The sequence below is a fragment of the Vibrio sp. 10N.222.49.A3 genome (assembly GCF_041475145.1).
GTDB lineage: Bacteria > Pseudomonadota > Gammaproteobacteria > Enterobacterales > Vibrionaceae > Vibrio > Vibrio tasmaniensis_A.
In genome coordinates, this window is sequence record NZ_JBFRVM010000074.1 from 1 (window position 1) to 21,058 (window position 21,058).

Annotated in this window: 18 protein-coding genes; 7 read left to right on the forward strand and 11 right to left on the reverse strand. The window is 42.6% G+C overall.

Annotation, left to right across the window (positions count from 1 at the left end; all coding sequences use genetic code 11):
* The 3 genes from AB4589_RS13595 to AB4589_RS13605 form a co-directional block, all read left to right on the forward strand.
* Positions 1-451, forward strand: a 451-nt coding sequence (locus AB4589_RS13595; protein WP_372100803.1) for a hypothetical protein, incomplete at its 5' end; no start/stop codon positions are given.
* Between the two features lie 222 nt (positions 452-673).
* Positions 674-937 carry a helix-turn-helix transcriptional regulator gene (locus AB4589_RS13600; RefSeq protein ID WP_372100805.1) on the forward strand — a complete coding sequence of 88 codons (264 nt, stop codon included), beginning with the start codon at positions 674-676 and terminating at the stop codon, positions 935-937.
* Positions 938-1,067: 130 nt separating this feature from the next.
* Positions 1,068-1,976, forward strand: coding sequence for an IS5 family transposase (locus tag AB4589_RS13605; RefSeq protein ID WP_017065109.1), 909 nt, complete (start codon positions 1,068-1,070; stop codon positions 1,974-1,976).
* A gap of 587 nt (positions 1,977-2,563) precedes the next feature.
* On the opposite strand, the gene AB4589_RS13610 is transcribed toward AB4589_RS13605, so the two are convergent.
* From AB4589_RS13610 to AB4589_RS13635, 6 genes are all read right to left on the reverse strand, one after another.
* Positions 2,564-3,061, reverse strand: a complete 498-nt coding sequence (locus tag AB4589_RS13610; RefSeq protein WP_102542940.1) for a hypothetical protein — start codon at positions 3,059-3,061, stop codon at positions 2,564-2,566.
* 327 nt (positions 3,062-3,388) lie between these two features.
* Complete coding sequence (locus AB4589_RS13615) at positions 3,389-5,623, reverse strand: AAA family ATPase (RefSeq protein ID WP_372100806.1); 2,235 nt, start codon at positions 5,621-5,623, stop codon at positions 3,389-3,391.
* Positions 5,556-6,089 (reverse strand): hypothetical protein, encoded by a 534-nt coding sequence (locus AB4589_RS13620; protein ID WP_102542936.1) that lies wholly within the window; start codon positions 6,087-6,089, stop codon positions 5,556-5,558. Before AB4589_RS13620 ends, AB4589_RS13615 begins: the two co-directional genes overlap by 68 nt.
* A 5-nt stretch (positions 6,090-6,094) precedes the next feature.
* Positions 6,095-6,739: a hypothetical protein gene (locus AB4589_RS13625; RefSeq protein ID WP_102542934.1), complete on the reverse strand. Its 645-nt coding sequence runs from the start codon at positions 6,737-6,739 to the stop codon at positions 6,095-6,097.
* Entirely contained in the window at positions 6,732-9,893 is a 3,162-nt protein-coding gene (locus AB4589_RS13630) for a hypothetical protein (RefSeq protein WP_372100809.1), read from the reverse strand. Before AB4589_RS13630 ends, AB4589_RS13625 begins: the two co-directional genes overlap by 8 nt.
* Positions 9,894-10,110: 217 nt before the next feature.
* Positions 10,111-11,532 carry a tyrosine-type recombinase/integrase gene (locus AB4589_RS13635; protein ID WP_372100811.1) on the reverse strand — a complete coding sequence of 474 codons (1,422 nt, stop codon included), beginning with the start codon at positions 11,530-11,532 and terminating at the stop codon, positions 10,111-10,113.
* 651 nt (positions 11,533-12,183) lie between these two features.
* Here AB4589_RS13635 and folD point away from each other — a divergent pair.
* Positions 12,184-13,041, forward strand: coding sequence for a bifunctional methylenetetrahydrofolate dehydrogenase/methenyltetrahydrofolate cyclohydrolase FolD (gene folD / locus AB4589_RS13640; protein WP_012603477.1), 858 nt, complete (start codon positions 12,184-12,186; stop codon positions 13,039-13,041).
* Positions 13,042-13,176: 135 nt separating this feature from the next.
* Here folD and AB4589_RS13645 read toward each other — a convergent pair whose 3' ends face one another.
* From AB4589_RS13645 to AB4589_RS13665, 5 genes are all read right to left on the reverse strand, one after another.
* On the reverse strand, positions 13,177-14,991 hold the full coding sequence (locus AB4589_RS13645) for a cation:proton antiporter (RefSeq protein ID WP_372100813.1): 1,815 nt from the start codon (positions 14,989-14,991) through the stop codon (positions 13,177-13,179).
* A 185-nt stretch (positions 14,992-15,176) separates the two neighbouring features.
* Positions 15,177-16,376: a NupC/NupG family nucleoside CNT transporter gene (locus tag AB4589_RS13650; protein ID WP_009848493.1), complete on the reverse strand. Its 1,200-nt coding sequence runs from the start codon at positions 16,374-16,376 to the stop codon at positions 15,177-15,179.
* A 205-nt stretch (positions 16,377-16,581) separates the two neighbouring features.
* Positions 16,582-17,502: a LysR family transcriptional regulator gene (locus tag AB4589_RS13655; RefSeq protein WP_371710327.1), complete on the reverse strand. Its 921-nt coding sequence runs from the start codon at positions 17,500-17,502 to the stop codon at positions 16,582-16,584.
* A 188-nt stretch (positions 17,503-17,690) separates the two neighbouring features.
* Positions 17,691-18,689, reverse strand: a complete 999-nt coding sequence (locus AB4589_RS13660) for a lytic transglycosylase domain-containing protein (protein WP_009848495.1) — start codon at positions 18,687-18,689, stop codon at positions 17,691-17,693.
* A gap of 30 nt (positions 18,690-18,719) precedes the next feature.
* A complete protein-coding gene (locus tag AB4589_RS13665; RefSeq protein ID WP_009848496.1) occupies positions 18,720-19,010 on the reverse strand; it encodes a YcgL domain-containing protein in 291 nt (96 codons plus the stop codon).
* Between the two features lie 219 nt (positions 19,011-19,229).
* Here AB4589_RS13665 and minC point away from each other — a divergent pair, with 219 nt between their 5' ends.
* From minC to minE, 3 genes are read left to right on the forward strand one after another with little or no spacing between them, the layout of a single operon-like run.
* Positions 19,230-19,892 (forward strand): septum site-determining protein MinC, encoded by a 663-nt coding sequence (minC, locus tag AB4589_RS13670; RefSeq protein WP_371710316.1) that lies wholly within the window; start codon positions 19,230-19,232, stop codon positions 19,890-19,892.
* A 22-nt stretch (positions 19,893-19,914) separates the two neighbouring features.
* Positions 19,915-20,727, forward strand: a complete 813-nt coding sequence (gene minD / locus AB4589_RS13675) for a septum site-determining protein MinD (RefSeq protein ID WP_009848498.1) — start codon at positions 19,915-19,917, stop codon at positions 20,725-20,727.
* A 6-nt stretch (positions 20,728-20,733) separates the two neighbouring features.
* A complete protein-coding gene (minE, locus tag AB4589_RS13680) occupies positions 20,734-20,997 on the forward strand; it encodes a cell division topological specificity factor MinE (RefSeq protein ID WP_009848499.1) in 264 nt (87 codons plus the stop codon).
* The last annotated feature ends 61 nt before the right edge of the window (positions 20,998-21,058 follow it).

Genomic DNA, 21,058 nt, shown 5'->3' on the forward strand with positions numbered 1-21,058 from the left:
GGTTCATGGGGCGGATACGATTAAGCAAGCAAATGTACTGAACGACTATTTACGAAAAAATGCACTCAAAGGTGTTGAATTTAAAAGAGATAACTATCTGTTAGTTGTTACATATAAAGAACTATATCTAGGCAATGGGGCTGATTTCTATCATGCGGTAGCCAAGGAGGCTATTGATGAAATAACACAAAACTTAGATGCTACGGCAGTTATCCCTTTAGAAAACATGTACTTTATTACTTTGGAAGAGTTTGACCTTTTGTGCACAGTTATCAACTCTACGGACTTTAGTATGGAGCAAGTGCTAGAGCATGCAAAGGCGAATGATCGTGAGCCAGAGAGTATGAAGTTTGATTTTACTCAACACATAAATAGTCTAGGAGTTGATGTTACAAGACCAGACTATTTAGATGAGTCAATCGCGCAACTTACAGACGTATTACCAGAATGACGCTAATAATATTTAAAGTTTCAAGATACTTTTTCTAATCGGATTGAAACGGTTTAGAGTTATACGACTGAATCGTTTCTGTCCAAAAGCGTTGTTGCATTAGCTTTCACCCTTGGCAGCATTGTCCACCATAGATGCAACACTTTATTGTTAGCTATATAGCTAACAATGCCGCTATAACCTAATATGTTAGCTATATAGCTAATTAGAGGGGAATAAACTATGGCTGACAGATCTGAAATTGGACTAAAAGTTAAGCAGGCTCGTAATGTTATGGGATTGACGCAGGTACAAGTATCAAAACTTACTAGAATTAATAAAACTACTATTTCCGAAATCGAAAACGGTCGTTTTACAGGTTCATTCGATATATTTGAAAGGTTGTTAAATGCAGTTAATTTGCAGTTTGAGGTAGCAGAAAAAACACATCAATTGCCAGACTGGGATGAAATCGAAGAGCTATTTTCAGAAGACGACGATGATTAACTATACAAGCTAACTTAGTAACGTTGTCCATTGATGGACAACGGTGGACAACGGCGTTGTTGCCTAAATTAGTTGAACCTTTTCCAAGTCCTGTGATCTGATCATTTGAAACGATTGGAATGGTGGTGATATGGGTAAAGCAAACAAGAAGATAACTAACTGGACGGAGTACAATAAGGCTCTTTGTAAACGTGGTTCGGTTACATTCTGGATAGATGATTCAGCCGTAGATGCATGGCGATGCAAAACTCATCATGGTAAGCGTGGGAGAGGCTTTCAGTACTCTGATACAGCGATTGAAACCGCCTTGATGATTAAGGGCATCTTCTCTCTTCCTTTACGTGCTCTTCAAGGCTTTATCGACTCTATCTTTGAGCTATTAGATGTTCCACTAACGTCCCCTGACTACACCTGTATCAGTAAACGCTCGAAGACAGTTCAGGTCAAATATCGCAATAAATCGAGAGGGGCTATTCGCCATATAGCCATTGATTCTACTGGCCTCAAAGTCTTTGGTGAGGGGGAGTGGAAAGTGAAAAAGCATGGTACAGAAAAACGTAGGACATGGCGCAAACTGCACTTAGCTGTGGATGTGGATACTCACGAAGCGATTAGTGCGGAAGTCAGTCTTGTAAATGTAGGCGATAGTGAAGTGTTACCGACGTTACTCAACCCACTACGTAGAAAGGTCGCTGCCGTATCCGCCGATGGAGCATATGACACAAAAAATTGCCACGAGACTCTGAAAAATAAAGGCTGTACTCCGTTAATACCGCCTCGAAAGAATGCAGCTCTTTGGGAAGACGGTCATCCCAGAAACAAAGCGGTAATGGCTCTGAGAGATGGAACAATATCGGAATGGAAAACAGAGTCTGGTTATCACTATCGTTCAATATCTGAGACTGCTATGTCCCGATATAAAGGACTAACAAGCGATAAATTGAGCTTGAGATGTTACAACGCTCAAGTGGGCGAAATCATGGCGAATGTCAAAGCGATTAACAAAGTCATAGGACTAGGTATGCCCGTTAGAAGCTAACGGCTAGCTACATATGGTGTCGTTGATCTTCAAGCTGATTTGATCAACAACGCCGTGGACAACTGACAAGAAAAATCATTTTTATGAACATCCGCGTTAGAGATCACAGATAAATATCAAATCTAACTCATCCTTGTCGAGTAGACGACACCTGTTACCAAGTGTTGTTTCTCTAAGAACTAACAACTCCAACGGTTCAGGCTTCTGGTGTTGTTGCTTTTGTTATACCTGAGTTGAGCTTGGGCGATATTTCACTTCTCCACATGTTCATTTTACCTACTCTTTGAACGCAGCCTGCACACGTTTATCGCTGTGAATGTATTGATATGAGCATAAAATTCTCGCTGATATCACCGAATGCTATTATGTTTTTCTGTACTTGATTTGCACTACGCCTATCAAAGGCTAGCATTCAATATTGATAGGCGAAGTGAGCGACTAAAGAGCAGTCATCATTTACGCCGTTTAATATATTTCACGGTAGCAAATGCACCGACAAATATACCGATGATGACTCCTACCAAAATAGGAACAACATAAGTATTAATAAGTAACACCTCATCCATTGACGATTTCCTTATTTAGAGTTAATCGTTAGCTATAGGGATTTCTGCCAAAAGTCTCGTTGTACTAAAATCTGGTGAGATTGTGCCCCGCTCCATAAGAGAGTTGATTTCAGAACGGAGGTATCTATAAGTGCAGCATTTTCCGTCCCAATAGCTCATAGACGCCAAATAATAATTTAATCGTTCAAGCCCCGGTGGTGGTAGTGGACACTCTTCTTCAACTTCTTCTGAGTTCGTCCAGTAAAGACTTCGATAACCCAGTTTTATGATTTGAAAAACAATATCCCTAAGGTGTTCTTTATCATGAACAGGAAACGATAAAAGGTCTGAATCATGTGGCCGTCTCGTGTGATAAGAAACATCTAATAATTGAGTTTTTTTGCTTAGCGTTAGGTAAGCCCTATTTCCTTGAAATGGACGATAATCTTCGGCGTAACTCATATTGATAGCCAAATCTATTTTTTTTGAAAGTTGTAAAAAACAAGTTCCTTCGGTACGGTTATCGCATTCGTAACACATAGCTCCTCCTCATCGCGAATTAACGTGTTTATATAAATTAAAAAACACTGTTTGGCAAGAAGGATTTTCAAGTCAAATGTTTTTAAAAACAACAACTTAGTTTAAACCCCTCCTCCAGATAGAGGGTTTTAATCCATGCATAAGTCACTTTCATCTTATTCACTTTTCAATAGGTATTCCGAGTCAGGTAGGTTAGATCACCAATAGATTTTCTGATTGCGTTTTTAAGACAGATTTGGGAATGTGAGTAAATTAACCTAAAGTAAAATTCTGATTATTACGGTTTAATTTACATTTCTGGTGCGAGAAATTGTTTTTTTGAGGAGGTTAAGCGGAAGTACTGAACTCAGGATTATTAAGAAGGTGCCATAAAAAGGTGCGTCTTTTCTGGAAAGCTGGCGGGGCTATAACTGCCTTGTTGAACATCTCTTTAGTACTAATGATATCTACTTTTACTTCCGCCCTTGTTAGGGCTGTATACACCCAAGACCTGTCAATTACCCTTGATTTATCCACGATTACAACGACCCTTTCAAATTGTGACCCTTGTGCCTTGTGTAGAGTGATGCAATAGGAAAGTGATAAGTTTTGCAACAACGCCTCTGTTATTGCCACTGTAGAGCCATCTGACAGCATTACATCACCATAGATATCACTCCTCCTTGCTACATCCTCAAGAAGCCCCATAGTGCCATTCTGAACACCTTCATCCCAGAAGTTCTTCGTAAACACCACTGGGTCATCTTTTCTAAGGATTACTTTGAAAGTATCAACTACATCTCCATCTTCAGGATCATAGATGGGTTTGCCATCAGGATTGATGACAAACTGAGCAGAACGATTTATCTCAGCCACCTTAGTATTGCTACCAGCAACCACCATGGTATTGCAATCTGTATTAGCTAAAAGCTCTACAGCTTTCTTGGAGAACTGCCGAGGCAGGGTTTCATGGAAGGTGATGTTCCCTTTAGATAAGTATTCTGGGGTAATCCCATACCTGATTAAACCTGTGTATTCTGGAATACCGCTTTTCTCAGTCGAGCGCTTAACCACATCTAATTCAACATTGGGTAAGCATCTAGACTTGATGAAATCATGTAGTGTTAACCCATATCCAACAGGAGCTAACTGGTAAGGATCTCCTACGAATATGAACCTTGTATTTTCTGGAACCCTTCTAAGTAAGCGAAACAATAGCGGAATATCAACCATACTAACTTCATCGATAACGACTACCAGCTTCCCACCTGACTTCATATCACCTCTTAATATGGTGCTATGAATAGTGCGTGATATATGTCCTGTTGTTTCACGAATATACTCGGCAGCTCTGCCAGCCAAAGCCATAGGGTAAACTTCATAGCCTGTTTGCTTGAGAGCACTGAAGAGTGTTTTTAGTACTGTTGTTTTACCGGTTCCTGCGCCTCCAGTTAAGACAAAGACACCATTACTCATTCCCGTCTTGACCGCTTCTTTTTGCTTGTCCGTTAATTCAAAAGGAAGGGACATTTTTGCGACCTTATACGCCATTTCCATCTCTGGAGACCAAGTTAGCGTTTGAGATTTAAGGTAGAGCAACTCTACTGCAATGTAATGCTCCATAATCAAAGGCGCGTATGCGTGTATACCGAATTCAGACTTCCTGACCTGAGACGATTTATTAGCTAACCCTAGTGCTTTAAAGGCTAACCTTTGATCACCAAGAAGGCTTCTTAATGGCTTGTATAGTTCTTTTTCACTGCTGACTGTATGCCCCTTGTTGAGTTCCTTCTGAACTATGTACTCTAGTGCGGCTATCAAACGCCTTTCGTCGCTTGGTTCAGTGATATTGAAGGTTTCTTTATTCTGGGCTAGAGAGTCAATCTCATTGAATGTCATTCCAAGGGACACAGCTAGGTATGGGTTTGACTTAATTGCATTAATTGAGTCAACACCGTGGAAGCTAATGATTTTGTTTATTACAGAGGTTCTGAATCCATACTTTCTCAACCATTCAGCATGTTCAAGAGTGGAGTACTGTTTGCAAGCCTTGATAAATACTTTTGCTGCTTCCGGGGGCAAGAAATCAAATTTCGATATATCTTCTTCATAGACATACCTGAAGACATCTTTCCCCAACTTAGTCCAGATCTCTTCTGCTTTGAATTTACCAATTCCTTTAAAGTCTGGGCTATCTGAAACGTAGCGGATGAATTCCTTTCCATTTTCTGGCTTAAGGCAGCGTAGGTTAGTTGCACGAATCGTATAGCGTTTTCGGGTCTTACCTGATGTGAATTTTAGCTCTTCTGGCTTCCCTTCAAAGTTCCCATTGACCTTCCAGAGCTGTCCCTTGCAGACAGGAATAGCATTAGACTCCAATGGCGCCTTTACTAGGTATGACTTATTCACGCTCCGGACCTCAGGGTCAATTTCGTTACCATCAATTAGCTCTGCTGAGAAAACCAAATTAATATTTGATACCCATACGCTGATAACGCGCATAGTCCAGATGTCATTAACGATCCTCAATGAAAACCACTCCATGCTTAGCAATAACATCTGCAAATCTGCTTGCCTTGCCATTGCTTCTCAATTGCCCTTCAAGCTCAGTAATTCTCTCTTTCAAAACCGCATTTTCCGCTTCAAGAGCGCCATTACCAGCACTGTATCGATTCTCAGGACGTGACATTGAACCAGACGCCCCCTGCTTCCTTTCCTTAGGGGGAGCTATGTAGTTATGTGATAGTAAGTAGTCTTCCAGTACCTTTAGATCTGCTTTAATCGACCCACTTTTTCGTATGTTTTCTCGATTAGGAAACCCAAGGGCATCAGCTAGGCTTTGTGGGGAAAAGCTATTAGTCTGGTTGCTGATATGGCTCACGAGAGCTGAAATGCCTGTATCTGTTAGGATTACATGATCAATGTTCAGCACCTCTGTGGTGTCCAAAATCTTCTCAATGGAGCTTTTGCGTGACTTGCTCTCATTTACCATTTCAGAAATCCATTTCCTGAACTCCCAGTGCCTTAATTGACCGATTTCCTTACTCATACACGCTAACCTTCACCAATCAATTTGTTTTCTCTGAACCATTTGAAGAATGCAGGGCACTTCTCTGTTTTTATTAGAACCGTTGAAGCCCCTGTAAAGCCCATCTTTGTAATGTTGTAGCCGTCAATTTGGATTCCGAAATCATTAGACGCATTCACTAATTCAAACATCGCCATGTAAGCAGAGATTTCATTTTCTGAATATTCAGGCACGACTCCTTCAGCAGTACGCTCATTAATGTTTTCATGCTTTAATACGTCCATCTCTTCATGACTTTTGGAAAGAGCTTTACGGGCGTCTGCTAAATCGCTTCTGAGTTTGTTGAGTTCAAGTTCAGCCATCAATAAGTCTTCTTCTAGTTCAGCTTCTCGGTTTTGATATTCTCCTCGAATTCGCTTCTCCGTCTTGTAATACCTGTTTAATAAGGTTCTGTATGGGCCTGTTTCTCGCAGTAGCGTTGTACTAGAGATCTTGTCGTTTGTTAGTTGTACGTATCTGTCGGCAACAGAGACAGCGAGCTGGGTGATATTAGGGTAATAATCGCAATCCATAGACCTCAAGATATCTTCTTCAATCACCTTCTTCCTTGCGGCCACACCTTTCTTTTTCAGTAGTACCATCTCATCGTGAGCATTCACTTTTTTATCCAATTTGAAGTTCCTCCAATAATGAAATGTTTGTGTCCATGGAATCGAAACTCTCAAGCAACGCTTCGGGTGTGGTGTCATTCAGTTGAGCCAGCATTTTCAGGTTGCTGACTACATAATTAACTGGGTTAAATCTCAGCATCGCCTGAGTCTCTGCCTGAAGTACAGGTAAAGTCTGTTGTTGTACTTTCAGGCTTATCTGGTGTGCAATCATATTTGCGACCACTTTCAATGAGCTACTTTGCAATGACGGAGCACCCTTCACAGCTTCCATCTTGGCAAGTAACCCGTTTGAAAATTGACTCTCTGGTACGTATTTGTATTGTTGCAAAGCATCGAAGCCCGCAATGACAAACTTATCCGGGTGATTCAATATATGGTTATGCCTAGCGCTCCAGTTAGAGAATATGTTCACTTGCTCAATATATTTTGCTTCAAACTGCTTTCTTTCATTCTCGTTTGTCGACACAGTCATTAACCCTGCATATTCCTTCATCTCATCAAGAGCCTTCATGGCCGCAGCAGCAATGGCAACTTTGTTATGGCTAGTGATACAGGCATGAGTACACTCGTGACAATTCATATCTCCATGAAGCGCAATAACTTCTTTGGTGCATTTATTGTTGTAAGGACAGATGTGAGTGTAATTTATCGCTAAGCCCATCCCTCCCGACTCTCTTAATGCCGTTAGAGCCGCACCATCTTCTGCGAAAAATGGTAGATCTTTGTTGCCCTCATCCATTGAGGACAGGGTTTTAATTAGAATATCTTCGGTAATTGCAGTATCAGCAACAGAAGCAACATCCTTGCTTTCGTTTAACTCTTTCCCCACTTTCGCCAAGGCCGCAGCATCCTGTGGACTTGCCTTTGTATAAAAACCAATTGTTCCATCTGTTTGCCCAGTAAAAAGCCGAACGGCCTCATTATCACCTGTAATGATCTTTATTACCGTTACTAGCTGAACTCGCAGACTATGGGGCGTCAACCCGGTCTTCGGCTTTAGCGGTGTAAAAGGAATAGGGATGTTCATCCCCTCGTACTCAATTAGCTTTACTTTGGCTATATCATCTAGTTTATGCGCTCTTACCACCTCAAACTGATCTACTTGGAGATTGGTTGGGGTCAGGGTTAATTCCGTCTCAAACGGAATACCATGGCGTTTTAACCATTTTTCATACATATATACATATGGGGATAAATTTACGTGTGTATCTCTGTGCGAGTTAGTACTTTGGAGTAATGGTCTGAATGATCCATGAACTGAAAGTTCATTATCTTGGTATGCTAAAGGTTCAACAAAAGCCTTATTGGAAAAATGCTTTCGGATTTCTTTGACGTGGCGAAGCACCATCATCACATCTTCTTGGATGTGACTTTCTAATCCAGCAACCTTGATCTTGTCGGTTCTTACTCGTAACGGAACATGTTTTGTCGCTGGGTCTTTCGCATTTGAAGGAATGTAGTCTTCATCAAATGTATCTGCGCATAAATACGCGCCATTAGAAGAGCGCTGGCCAGCGTATGCTGATACAGTCACAAGGTTAGAGTCAAAGTAGTTTGGAAGATCAACCTTTGCCTTATACGTACCAACTTCAATTTTCTTGCTTCGCCCATGCAACCAGTAAGGAAAAGAAATCTCCCCAATTTCCAGCTCCTTCCCACCGATATCAATAGACTTGGGAATATTAAAAGAAGACTTTGATGGCACATACGTGACTGATTTAAGGTGCTTGAACCCCTCAATCTGACACAAATCATCATTAACCTGAGTTAACTTTCTTGACTCCACTGAATCTAGATGTTTTGCGACTTCTCTAGCTGCTATAAATGTTGCTGCTTTAGCGAGTTCCTTAATGAAGATACGGAAAATCACCCAGTATCCAAGATTGAAAGTCGCCTTTACTGATTGACTACCGGCTTTATAGCCAACGTGTTTCAATTTCGGGATAGGGTTACTTTTTATATTGTAACCATCAAGATCCCCATACCTCCCCTTAACAGACTCAAAGAACCTGCGGTGAACAGCACAAATATCTCGAAGGCCATTAGAAGCATTCTTCTTTGTTGGTTTTAGAGTTGAAGAGTTAGTCAGCCCCTCGATAAACGACAATAAAGATAGTGGATAGATAGCTTTCTTACCTACCTTTGCAGCTTTCGTTTTATAATTCGGATCTAAGACAGGATCAGTTTTAGCAAAAATGCTGCCAATAAACATACTTGGAGTTTCAGGGTATTCAAACAGAGTTTCAGGATGCTCCTTGAAGAAGAAGGGTAAGTATGCAAACAAGTATGCATTCAAGTATGCAAGTGCATTACCCCTATATTTCGCGGTGTTACGCTCAATATCTGTAAGTGATAGCCATCCTGTCTGAGCTAATTTCCATGGGTTATCTTCCGGCAGGTGTTCAGTTTGGTAGATATCAATTTTACGGGGCATGGAGAACTCGCCAAAAGTGACAACATCTAGCCCTGTTTCTGGAGTGTATAGAGTCTTTACACCTGTCCCATAGAACTCACCTAACTCTGGTCTGATCGCCGCCTTTGGCATCGACATAAATTGACCATAGGTGTTAGAAAAATAGCCATTTCTATTACTTGGGATGTCACCTTTATCTATATTAACTTTCGCGACTGATAGTGACTTAAGTTGAGCATATTTTTCCACACATTCATCTACCCATCCTTTAGGTAAGAAACCATTGTGCTCATATGCCTCACAGAAGATTCTCCATGGCATATCTGTTTTAGGACGATCGATATAACTCTCGATTCGAAAATCCACGAAACTATCAACAGTCATCTCTTCAAATGACTCTATGCCTCGCGTAAACATATACCTTGCAATAAGGTTGGAATTTGCACTCATAGACTTAGGCTTTATTTTCAGGCCATTTAGCTTGGGTTCAAAATAACCTTTAAATATTGCGCAGCGACTCTCTGAAGATTCAGCCATGACTTCTAGGCCTAGTTTTGGAAAGCACGAACTTAGTGGTGTGAGGACTTTAATCTCCTCTACCACTTTGGCTTCCCACCTTAAATGAGCTGGCAGCTTTACCACCTTCTTTCGAGCAGCATTAGTCACTAGCGCTACGAACACAGGACGGAAAAACCTTTTCTGATTATTAGCTATACCATTCTCTGGAATAATCCTATCCATAACATCATTCCAAGTTGCAGAGACACTGACGTTATCTAATAGGATTTCAATAGCGACATTGGAGAAAGAGTGAACATTCTGAGAAAGCCACCAAACACACCACATCCTCTGGCTGCGGCTTACAGACGGGGGAGTTGGAGGGCTAAATTCACGTATGTCCTCAAGCATAGAGTTACATAAGGACTCTAAATAATGGCTAGTGTAACTGGATGTCATCTTACAGATCGGCTCCAAAGTGATTGTTAAGTACTAGCAGTTGGTCTGGCTGGATTTCTTCGTTCTGGAGGTAGTTGAGCGCTCTCTCTACTTTATCAAGCACTCTCGTAACATCAGGAACTGCGTATATACGTGTTGATGAGATGTCTTCATGTCCCATAAGTCGTTGAACCACACTTTCATGAAGGCCATAAATTGGCTTTTCGTTATCATCAAAACCTACAAGTAAATAGTTCAGACAATGAACACCATATAGATGCCTCAAAGAGTGCAAAGCTAATCTTCTAGGGGTCGGTAATCCACGTTTGCCATAGACATCTTTCAAGCACTGCTTGAATGCATATTGTCGGGTTTTATCCGCGGACATTGCTAAAGGTCGCCCAAGATATTCGCCTTTCCTCAGCACTACGAATAGGTACTTGTGTCCAACACCTAATGGCTTTCTTTCTAGTACAAGGTAATCACGTAATGTTTGGAAAAAAATAGATCTGAATGGCTCGACAAAGAGAGTTTCGTCAGTTGCTCGACCTTTGTACGCAGAATCTTGAATAGTTTGACCACTAAATAACTCAAAAGAGTTTCCGTATGCCAGAGGCCGAGATTTAGGATTGACGCATTTAACGGTTTTATTCCTGACATCAATATCTTGCATCAGCACGTTAGCTGCTTCAATCTCCCTCATCCCTGTCCCCATAAGAAGAGACAAATAAAGCCTATCACGATGCGTCTTAGTTGCATTAAGGACGACAATAGCATCAGAGTGTGGAAGAGCTTTTTTTATAGCTGAGCCCTCAGCAGCCGGAGTGTAAGCACCTCTAACTGATTTAAGGATTGTCGCGTTAGAGAGCCTTGCACCATGACGGCAAACACCCGCAATAACAGACTTTTTAAGCAATGCTTTTCTTTGGCTGAGGGGTATTGACTGCCTAAATAGAGACTCACTAAACATTATCTCAGGAGCAATGGATAGATCAATCAAATCAAGTTCAGAGGCGCTTTGAAGCTCGGCCTGAAGTTCAGCTGATGCTATCAAGAAGCCTCTCACCGTCGAAATAATTCTTTGATTTGTTCCTGTCGAAGTCGGTTTTCGATTAGTTGTACTTGCCGCAAGCTCTGCTAATGAATCCTTTTTGGCTTTGCCACCCTTAGCTAGATAATGTGGGAACTGTAAAATCATTTCCGTTAGAAGTGGTGTCCCAGTCTCTATACCAATATTTAGCTCTGCAATAGCATCAGGATCATTCAGAGCATCCAAGTACCTAAAGAATGTTTTCAGGTCACATGCTTTGTTTTTTACTGTGTTAAATGTAGATCTTCTTGCTAGATCATTCATGTAACAATTGAATGCAAAAACAGGCTCTCCATCAACATAAAGAGCATATGACGTTTCGCCTGTAGCAAGCCTAAATTTTACTGATTCCATCTGTCCCTACATATGCACTAAACACTTATACTTTTTTATACCATATACAAGTGCAAGTCTAGTGCATTAAAGATAACAGACATAAAAAAAGCCAGTATCTAAAAATAGATACTGGCTTTCCGAAAGTGGTACGCCCTGTAGGATTCGAACCTACGACCACATCCTTCATCACACTATAGCTTTCGCTACCACCTATAAAAGGCTTTGTGCGCTGGACTATCCCTTTACCATAGCTTAAAAAGCATTAGGTAGACGCCGTCTAGTCTCTACACCTTCCCAGAATTACTGGGCTTGGCTCGGGATTGCCAACTCGTTAAAGTAAGGTTTCCCCGAATTTGACGTCTTACATCTTATAGGTTTCCCAGTAAGAGCCCAATCTGAAATGCTAGTAAACTAGCCAATTAGAAGGGACGTGCTCTATCCAGCTGAGCTAAGGGCGCGCTACAGGAAAGGATTATACGAATTCGAATCAGTAAAGCAACGGCTTTATGTAACATTCTGATCCAAGTGAGTAAAAAAAGTGCAATAGGATTATAAGTGTTGGAAAATAGAACAAAGCAAACGTTTGCCTGATGGTAATCAAAAAGATTTTCTGGAATAATGCGCCAAAAACATCAGCCACTAACTTGAATATCAATACTAAGGAAATTCATGACTGCTCAAAATATTGATGGAAAGCTAATTTCTCAAACGGTTCGCTCTGAAGTTGCGGCTCGTGTAAAAGCTCGCACTCAAGCTGGATTACGCGCTCCGGGCCTAGCGGTTGTTTTAGTGGGTGAAGACCCTGCTTCTCAGGTTTACGTAGGAAGTAAACGTAAAGCATGTGAAGAAGTTGGCTTCGTATCTAAATCTTACGACTTGCCAGCCACTGCTACAGAAGACGAATTATTAACACTGGTAGACCAACTGAACGAAGACCCGGAGATTGACGGTATTCTTGTTCAACTTCCCCTACCAGCTGGTATTGATAGCACTCAAGTTCTTGAGCGCATCACGCCGGAAAAAGACGTTGATGGCTTCCACCCATACAACGTAGGTCGTTTGGCTCAGCGTATGCCTAAGCTTCGCTCTTGTACGCCTAAAGGCATCATTACGCTGCTTGACCGTTATAACATCGACTTACGTGGCAAACACGCGGTTGTGGTTGGCGCATCAAACATCGTAGGCCGCCCAATGACGTTAGAGCTTCTTCTAGCCGGTTGTACGACGACAACATGTCACCGCTTCACCAAAGACCTTGAGGGTCATGTACGTCAAGCAGATGTTGTTGTTGTAGCAGTTGGTAAGCCTAACTTCATTCCTGGTGCTTGGATTAAGAAAGGTGCTGTTGTGGTCGATGTAGGCATCAATCGTTTGGAATCTGGCAAACTCGTTGGCGACGTTGAATACGATGTCGCGAAAGAGAGCGCAAGCTTCATCACACCAGTTCCGGGTGGTGTTGGTCCAATGACTGTAGCAAGCCTAATTGAGAACACTATGATTGCTTGTGAGCAGTTTCACTCGAAATAGCCCACAAATGGCAGTTTCAGTAGCAATATCGCAGGCATGAATTGACTGTTACTAAAATAGAATTAAAAAGCCGCAGCGTGAAAACGTTGCGGCTTTTTTGATACAAAGCGACTCGCTTTAAATGCAGAGCACTCACTACTTATCTGGAGTATCAGCTCTTTCCGTTGGCTCCGAAGGCGGCAATAAACTAATGATCGCACACTCCGTTGATATGAGTTTTTCCAAATCAGAACCTTGTGTTACTAAACGGAAATCACCACCAGTCATCACACCGAGTGGAATCGCTTTAGGATACAGCGCGTTAAACTCATTAAGGTCAAACGCATCGGTCAATCCCGTGCTCTTAATTTGGCTGCCTTGAGCCATCAAGGAGTTAAGCTTGGAATAGGTAATTCCTTCCGAAAACAGGCTTCTGTTACCATCTCGGCTCACTGAATGCCTTTCGTGTTTAGTTTCTGTCGATTCAAGCTCAAACACCTTATTTTCACCAAACTCATCTTGATAATGCATGCTGACTAATGGATTGGTTTGACGATAAGGCGAGACGATCATCGCGCGCCCTATCCCGTCCAATTCCAGATTATTTTCCGCGTGGCTTGAGGCTGGGTTACCAAAATAGACATTCAGGTTATCCATACGCGCCAAACGAATGCTTTCCCAGTTGGTATCGGCAAGTACACTGTTGATATTGTGTGTCGCCAGCACCTTGGCAAACTGTCTTGCAAAATGAGTCGCGCCAAAGAAGATAACCCCTTGCGCTTTCTCTTGAGTCACACCCAACCTTCTCGCCCACCAACTTGCGGTAAGGCTTTGAATCACAACCGTACCGATGATGACCAAGAACACCATTGGCACCAGTAGATCAGCCCCTTCAATCAATTGCTTCTCTTGAAGTTTGATAGCAAACAGAGAAGAAACTGCGGCAGCAACGATCCCGCGAGGTGCCATCCAGCTCAAAAACCATTTATCTGCTGAAGTAAGATCCGTGCCGATCCCGCTGATCCACACGCTCAGAGGACGAGCCACCAGCATGACGACCGCTAATAAGCCAATTCCGCCCCAACCTATTGAGAGAAAAGTCCCTGAATCAAGCCTGCTAGCTAACAGAATAAACAACGCAGAAATGAGTAACACGGTTAAGGTCTCTTTGAACTCAATAATGTCTTCAAGATCCAAGCCTTTCACGTTGGCGAGCCAGATACCCATGATGGTCACGGTTAATAGGCCAGACTCTTCACTCAGATCATTAGAAAAAGAGAACGCCGCCAACATCAACGTTAGGACTGCCACGTTACGCAAATAATGCGGAACCCAATGCCCTTTCAGCATCTTGGCAATCAAATAGCCACCGATGATCCCTAAGCCTAAACCGATGGCTAGAGTCAGCCCCAAAGCCGACAGTACATGGCTTGTAGGATCGGCTGAAGAAACAATGTATTCGTAAACGAGAACGGCAAACAGAGCGCCAATCGGATCAATCACTATCCCTTCCCAGCGCAAGATGCTGCCTAACGAAGATTTGGGCTGAATGCTGCGCAGCATGGGAACAATAACGGTTGGACCCGTCACCACCACTAAGGCAGCAAACAGAGCGGCTAATGGCCAACTGAAGTCCACAAAGTAATAAGCACCCACCACAATACACGCCCAAGTAATCAGCATGCCGAAACTCACGAGGTGCGTCACCATACGACCATGACCTCTTATTTCCTTGAAATTCAGGGTCAATGCACCTTCAAACAGAATAATAGCGACACCTAATGAAATCAGCGGAAATAGCACGTCACCAAAAATGGCATCGGGATTAAGGATGTTAAGACCGGGACCTAAAAGTAGGCCGACAATAAGAAGAGGAAGAATAGCAGGAAGACGTAAGCGCCAGCCTAACAATTGACACGTTAAGGACAGCAGTCCAATTAACGCCAAGGATGAAGTAATCGACAAATCCATTTGTGCCCCTAAAAAATTTGCACCACACCTTGTGATACAAACCTATTTGCTGAAACAAGAAAGCCTATGTCATTAAACTATAGGCTCTCTTTTTCATGCTAACCGAATATTAGTGTGATTAATCAGTCACTTTACTATAGGGGAAATAAAGTGACTGACTCATCCACTCTGTACTTATCATCTATCTACAGAGAAAGCACCACGCCAGCGATCGCAGCGCTCATTAAGTTGGCAAGCACACCCGCACAAATCGCTTTGAAGCCATATTGTGAGATGAAAGAGCGACGCTCTGGAACTAAGCTACCCAAACCGCCAATCAGAATCGCCATGGTAGAGATGTTAGCAAAACCACATAGTGCAAAAGTAACGATCGCTTTTGAGTGCTCACTCAGTGCATCTTTTACGTCCATTAACTGGATGAAAGCCACAAACTCATTCACAACGATTTTGTTACCGATCAGCGAGCCTGCAACCACAGCTTCAGACCACGGTACACCGATCAGCCATGCAACGGGTGCGAACACATAACCTAGGATAAGTTCGAAGCTTAGGTTTACGCCAAACCAGCCACCAACAATACCTAACAAGCCATTCAGCATCGCAATCACACTGATAAAGGCTAGAAGTGTCGCACCCACCGCAACGGCAATACGAAGTCCAGACATAGCCCCATCTGCCATTGCCTCAACTACGTTTGTTGCTCGTGGAATCTCTACACCAGATTCAATATTTTCTTGAACATCCTCTGGGCTGCCAGGTACTAAGATTTTAGCCATCAATAGACCGGCTGGTGCCGACATGAATGCCGCTGCGATCAGATAGTTTAGGTCAACGCCCAGCGATGCATAACCCACTAGTGTACCACCAGCTACAGAAGCCAAACCGCATACCATCACAGCAAACAGTTGTGAATCCGTCATGTGCTTTAGGTAAGGCTTAACCACTAATGGCGCTTCAATCATGCCGACAAAGATGTTGGCAGTCGCAGACAGTGACTCCGCACGACCTGTGCCTAGAAACTTCTGTAAAGCACCGCCGATTATGTTGATCACCTTTGGCATAAAGCCGATGTGATACAAACCTGAAATCAATGCAGAGAAAAAGATAATGATACCGAGAACGTTAATAGCGAAAACAAATCCGTTATTCGTTAGGCCACCGAATAGGAAGTTAATCCCCTCTTGACCGTAGTTGATCAAGCTAGACACCGCACCAGTAGCTGCATTCAGCGCTTCTTTACCCATTGGCACATAAAGAACCAAGAGCGCGAATGAGATTTGCAGTAAGAAAGCCAAAGAGACAGTTCTTAGCGGGATATTTTTTCTGTCCGTAGATAGTAACCAAGCGGCTACTAAAATAGTGATAATTCCAAGTAGGGAAGCCATATGCGTCAACCTAAAAGTTGTAGGTAGGAAAGGCGACGCATTGTATAGAGGAAATCGTTTGCGGCAAGGTGCGGTTGTTAATGTAATGTTGGGATTATCAGTAACTTGCCCAAGATTAGATTAACGTATTGAATTTTAATGGATTAACTTGTTCAAAAAGCATACTTTTTCCATATGGAAATTATATTTATGAATTAGGAAACAATTAACGATGCAGCTCAACACAAGTTTTGAGATTTTTGTCCCAATACGTCGGCGAACCAACATGCTCTTTGATGAACTCAATCACTGCTGAAAGCTTCTTTGGCATGTTCTTTCGGCTCGGATAGACGGCATAAAATGGCATCAACTGACTGGCTCTCCATTCTGGTAATACTTGGATTAACTTGCCCGTTCTAAACTCTTCTTTGACTAAATAAGTCGCCAAATAAGCAACACCCCACCCAGATACAGCTGCGTCTCGTACCGCCTCTGCCAAATCCACCGAGTAATCGCCCGCCACTTTGACACTAAGGTTTTCTTGCCCGTTATCAAACGCCCATGACGTGTAGTCACGCTCACGGCTGCGATAAATAAGGCAATTATGATCAATCAGATCAGATGGCACATGAGGAGTGCCAGCTTTAATCAGATAATCCGGTGATGCGGCTACCACAAATTGGCTGTCGGCTAAACGCTGCGCTATATAACCTTCTGGCAGGTCTTCATTATTGGTGATCCAAAGATCCAAGCGCTCCTCAATCATATCCACTTTGTAATCGAACAAATGCACTTCAATTCTCAGCTGCGGATAGAGCTGTCTGAGCTGATCAATCGCTGGAATGATATGCAGTGTGCCAAATGACTGAGACAAGCCTATGCGGAATATTCCAGAAATGTCGTCACGCTGGCTATCCATATCCATTTGAGCCGCTTTCACCGTATTGAACAGCTGCTCACAATGCTGATAGAACACTTCCCCTGCTTCAGTTAGTGTCAGGCTGCGTGTGGTTCTTTGCACCAGCTTGATACCTATCGAATCCTCGAGCAAAGCAACTTGCTTACTGATGTGAGACACCGACACATTCAAACTTTTTGCTGCACTGGTAAAGCCTTCATGCTTGATTAACGCATGGAATATCACCATCTGTGCGGCTCTATCTGTTAGCACAAGGCCACCTTTAAAAATCTCTGAAATATAAAAGAAAAAGGACTCCGAAGAGTCCTTTAGTTCGTTCTGCCTATGGTAGGCCAAATGCTATTCAAAGCGACCTAAATCTGTTAACCAAATTAGCTCCAATAACCAAATTAAGGCCATTAATCAAATTAGGTCGATTAATCAAACTTAATTCTGTCTGCTAGGTGGCTAACTGCCAACGCAAAGTAGTAAGAACGATTCCACTTCATTAACACATTGTAGTTGTTGTAAATGAGGTAAGAACGGCCAGTTTCATCGTCTGGCATAATTAGCCAAGCTTTAATATCTTCATCAAGCGTTGGTAGTGGGCGATCGTCAAAGCGCTTAATACCGAGTTCAGACCACTCTTTTAAGTATTTCGCTTTGTCTTCGCCTCGGCCTTGCATTTCAATAGACACAGTCGACGGTACGTGAACCTGACGGCCCCAAGTATATTTGTCATCCCAACCCGATTGGCTGAGATAATTCGCCGCTGAAGCAAATACATCTTCTTCAGTACCCCAAATATCTTTCTTGCCATCGCCGTTACCGTCAGCGGCATAAGCTAAGAATGAACTTGGCATAAACTGAGGTTGTCCCATCGCACCAGCCCAAGAGCCTTTCATCTCTTGTGGTGCAATATGGCCTTGATCAAGAATCTTCAACGCCGCCATCGCTTCGCTACGGAAGAAGGCTTCTCTACGTCCTTCATAGGCCATAGTTGTGAGAGCATCAATAACACTGTAGTTACCCGTGAACTTACCAAAGTTACTCTCAACACCCCATAGCGCGACAATGAATCTTGGTTGAACACCATATTCATCACCAATGCGCTTCAACGCTGAATAATGCTTCTTATAAAGCGATCTCGCCTGCTTCACTTTCCAATCTGGAACCGCGCGTGGAATGTATTCATCCAGAGTCAGTTTTTTCTCAGGTTGATTCTTATCGGCTTTCACCGCTCTTGGCTTAAACGTCACACCATCAAAGGCCTGATCAATGATCGTTTCAGAGATGCCTTCTGCACGGCCTTGCTGCTTTAGTTTCTCTACATATTGCTCAAAGCTCAGCTCTTCAGCCTGAACTGAACCAATCGTCAGGCTATTACCCAATAGTAATGCCGACACAGCCAATATGGTTTTCGAAAATTTACTCAACGATCACTCCTCCCTGAATTAAGGTAGCTATCACTCTTCGTCTTGAACGTTTTGCTGAGCTTTACGCTCTTTATGAAGTTCAAGTTCATTAACCGGTGGTGGCGGAACTTGCAAAAAGAAACCATCGGTGTTCAGTGATTCTCTCACTTTATCGATGTTCACTTGCGCCAGTTTACGGCCATCCATTTTAATTACCATTACAAAACTAGGTTTACCAAACATTTGCATCAATGCGTCAGGAACTTGTGAGAAATCATCCTTCTTAGGGATATAAAGGTATGTTCCTTCTTTCTTTGAACTTTTATATATAGAACACAGCATGACAAACCTTTTTATTGTTTATGACTACAAAACTCTCACTTACGAGATCAATAGTTTATGTTAAGGGAAATATTGGGAACAAAACGTTCATTTGACAACAAGATTACTTGCTGTGCTTGGTTTGGGAATATAACATGATAAACCAAGTTTCAGGCAACGCCCTTTATTTTATTGATAAAGAAATTGTACCAATCCGCTATTGAGGTCCTGTAGTTTTCGATGTCTAGTAATCCAGATCTAAAAGGTAGCAGTTTTACGCTATCTGTTTTGCACTTATCCGATGATCAAGTCGAAAATGCGGTGTCTTTTCTTCAAGAAAAAGTAAACCAAGCTCCCAATTTTTTCGCTGCTGCGCCTGTTGTTATCAATATTAGCAAAGTCGCGGGTGATATCGATTTTGTGCAACTGAAAGAGGGTATATCTCAAGCGGGCATGATCCCAGTAGGTGTGGCTGGTTGTTCGGATAAACGTATGCAGAACCTAGCGAAAGAAGCTGGTTTTGCAGTGATGACAGCCAGTAAATCACCTTCTCAAGCTCCAGCGAAGATGGCTCCGATAAAAGTGGCGAGAACGCCTATTCGTTCTGGTCAGCAAGTGTATGCAAAAGATGGCGATCTATTGATCCTCAGCCATGTGAGTGCTGGCGCAGAAGTCATAGCCGATGGCAGCATCCATATCCATGGTACTTTACGCGGTCGTGCGATTGCAGGCGCGAGTGGTCAAACTGAAGCAAAAATAATTTGTAATGATTTACAAGCCGAGCTGGTCTCCATTGCTGGAAATTACTGGCTCAGCGATCAAATTGAAAGCGAGTACTGGCAGAAGAAAACCATGTTCAGTATGGCAAACGATGTATTACACGTTGATGTCCTCGCAATATAAGAGAAATAAAAAGGAAAACAAAATGGCACGCATTATCGTTGTAACGTCAGGTAAAGGCGGGGTAGGCAAAACGACCTCCAGTGCAGCTATTGCCTCAGGCTTAGCTTTAAAAGGGAAGAAAACCGCAGTTATCGACTTTGATATCGGTCTGCGTAACCTAGATTTAATCATGGGTTGTGAGCGTCGTGTTGTGTACGACTTCGTTAACGTTATCAATGGCGAAGCGACACTGAACCAAGCGATGATCAAAGACAAGCGCACAGAGAATCTATTCATTCTTCCGGCTTCTCAAACTCGTGATAAAGATGCATTAACAAAAGATGGTGTTCGTCGTGTATTTGATGAACTAGATGAAATGGGCTTTGATTTCATCATCTGTGATTCTCCTGCAGGTATCGAGCAAGGCGCTCTGATGGCGCTTTACTTTGCTGATGAAGCGATTGTTACAACTAACCCAGAAGTTTCTTCTGTACGCGATTCAGACCGTATTCTCGGTATTCTCGATTCTAAGTCTCGTCGTTCAGAAGATGGCTTAGAACCAGTGAAAACGCACCTTTTACTGACTCGCTACAACCCAGCACGTGTAACTCAAGGTGAGATGCTAAGTGTTGAAGACGTTGAAGAGATTCTTCACATCTCTCTACTGGGTGTCATCCCAGAGAGTCAAGCAGTACTGAACGCGTCGAACAAGGGTGTTCCAGTTATTTTTGACGAAGCAACCGATGCAGGTATGGCTTACAATGATACTGTAGAACGACTACTGGGTAGCCAAGTGGACTTCCGTTTCTTAACGGAACAGAAGAAAGGCATCTTCAAAAGACTGTTCGGGGGCTAATTCGCAATGTCATTACTAGAGTTTTTTAGACCACAAAAAAAGACAACCGCAAACCTAGCTAAAGAGCGTTTGCAGATCATTGTTGCCGAGCGACGCAGCCATGACGACCCAGCGCCGTCTTATCTGCCGCAACTAAAAGAAGACATCTTGAAGTGTATTGCGAAGTACGTTGACGTCGACCCATCAATGGTTGATCTGACTTTCGAACACAAAGATGACGACATCTCAGTATTAGAGCTGAACGTCAAACTTCCAGAAGAAGACCGATAAGCAGAGCTCAAGCGGCGCTTATCACGATTCAATAAAAAAGAGAGCCTAGGCTCTCTTTTTT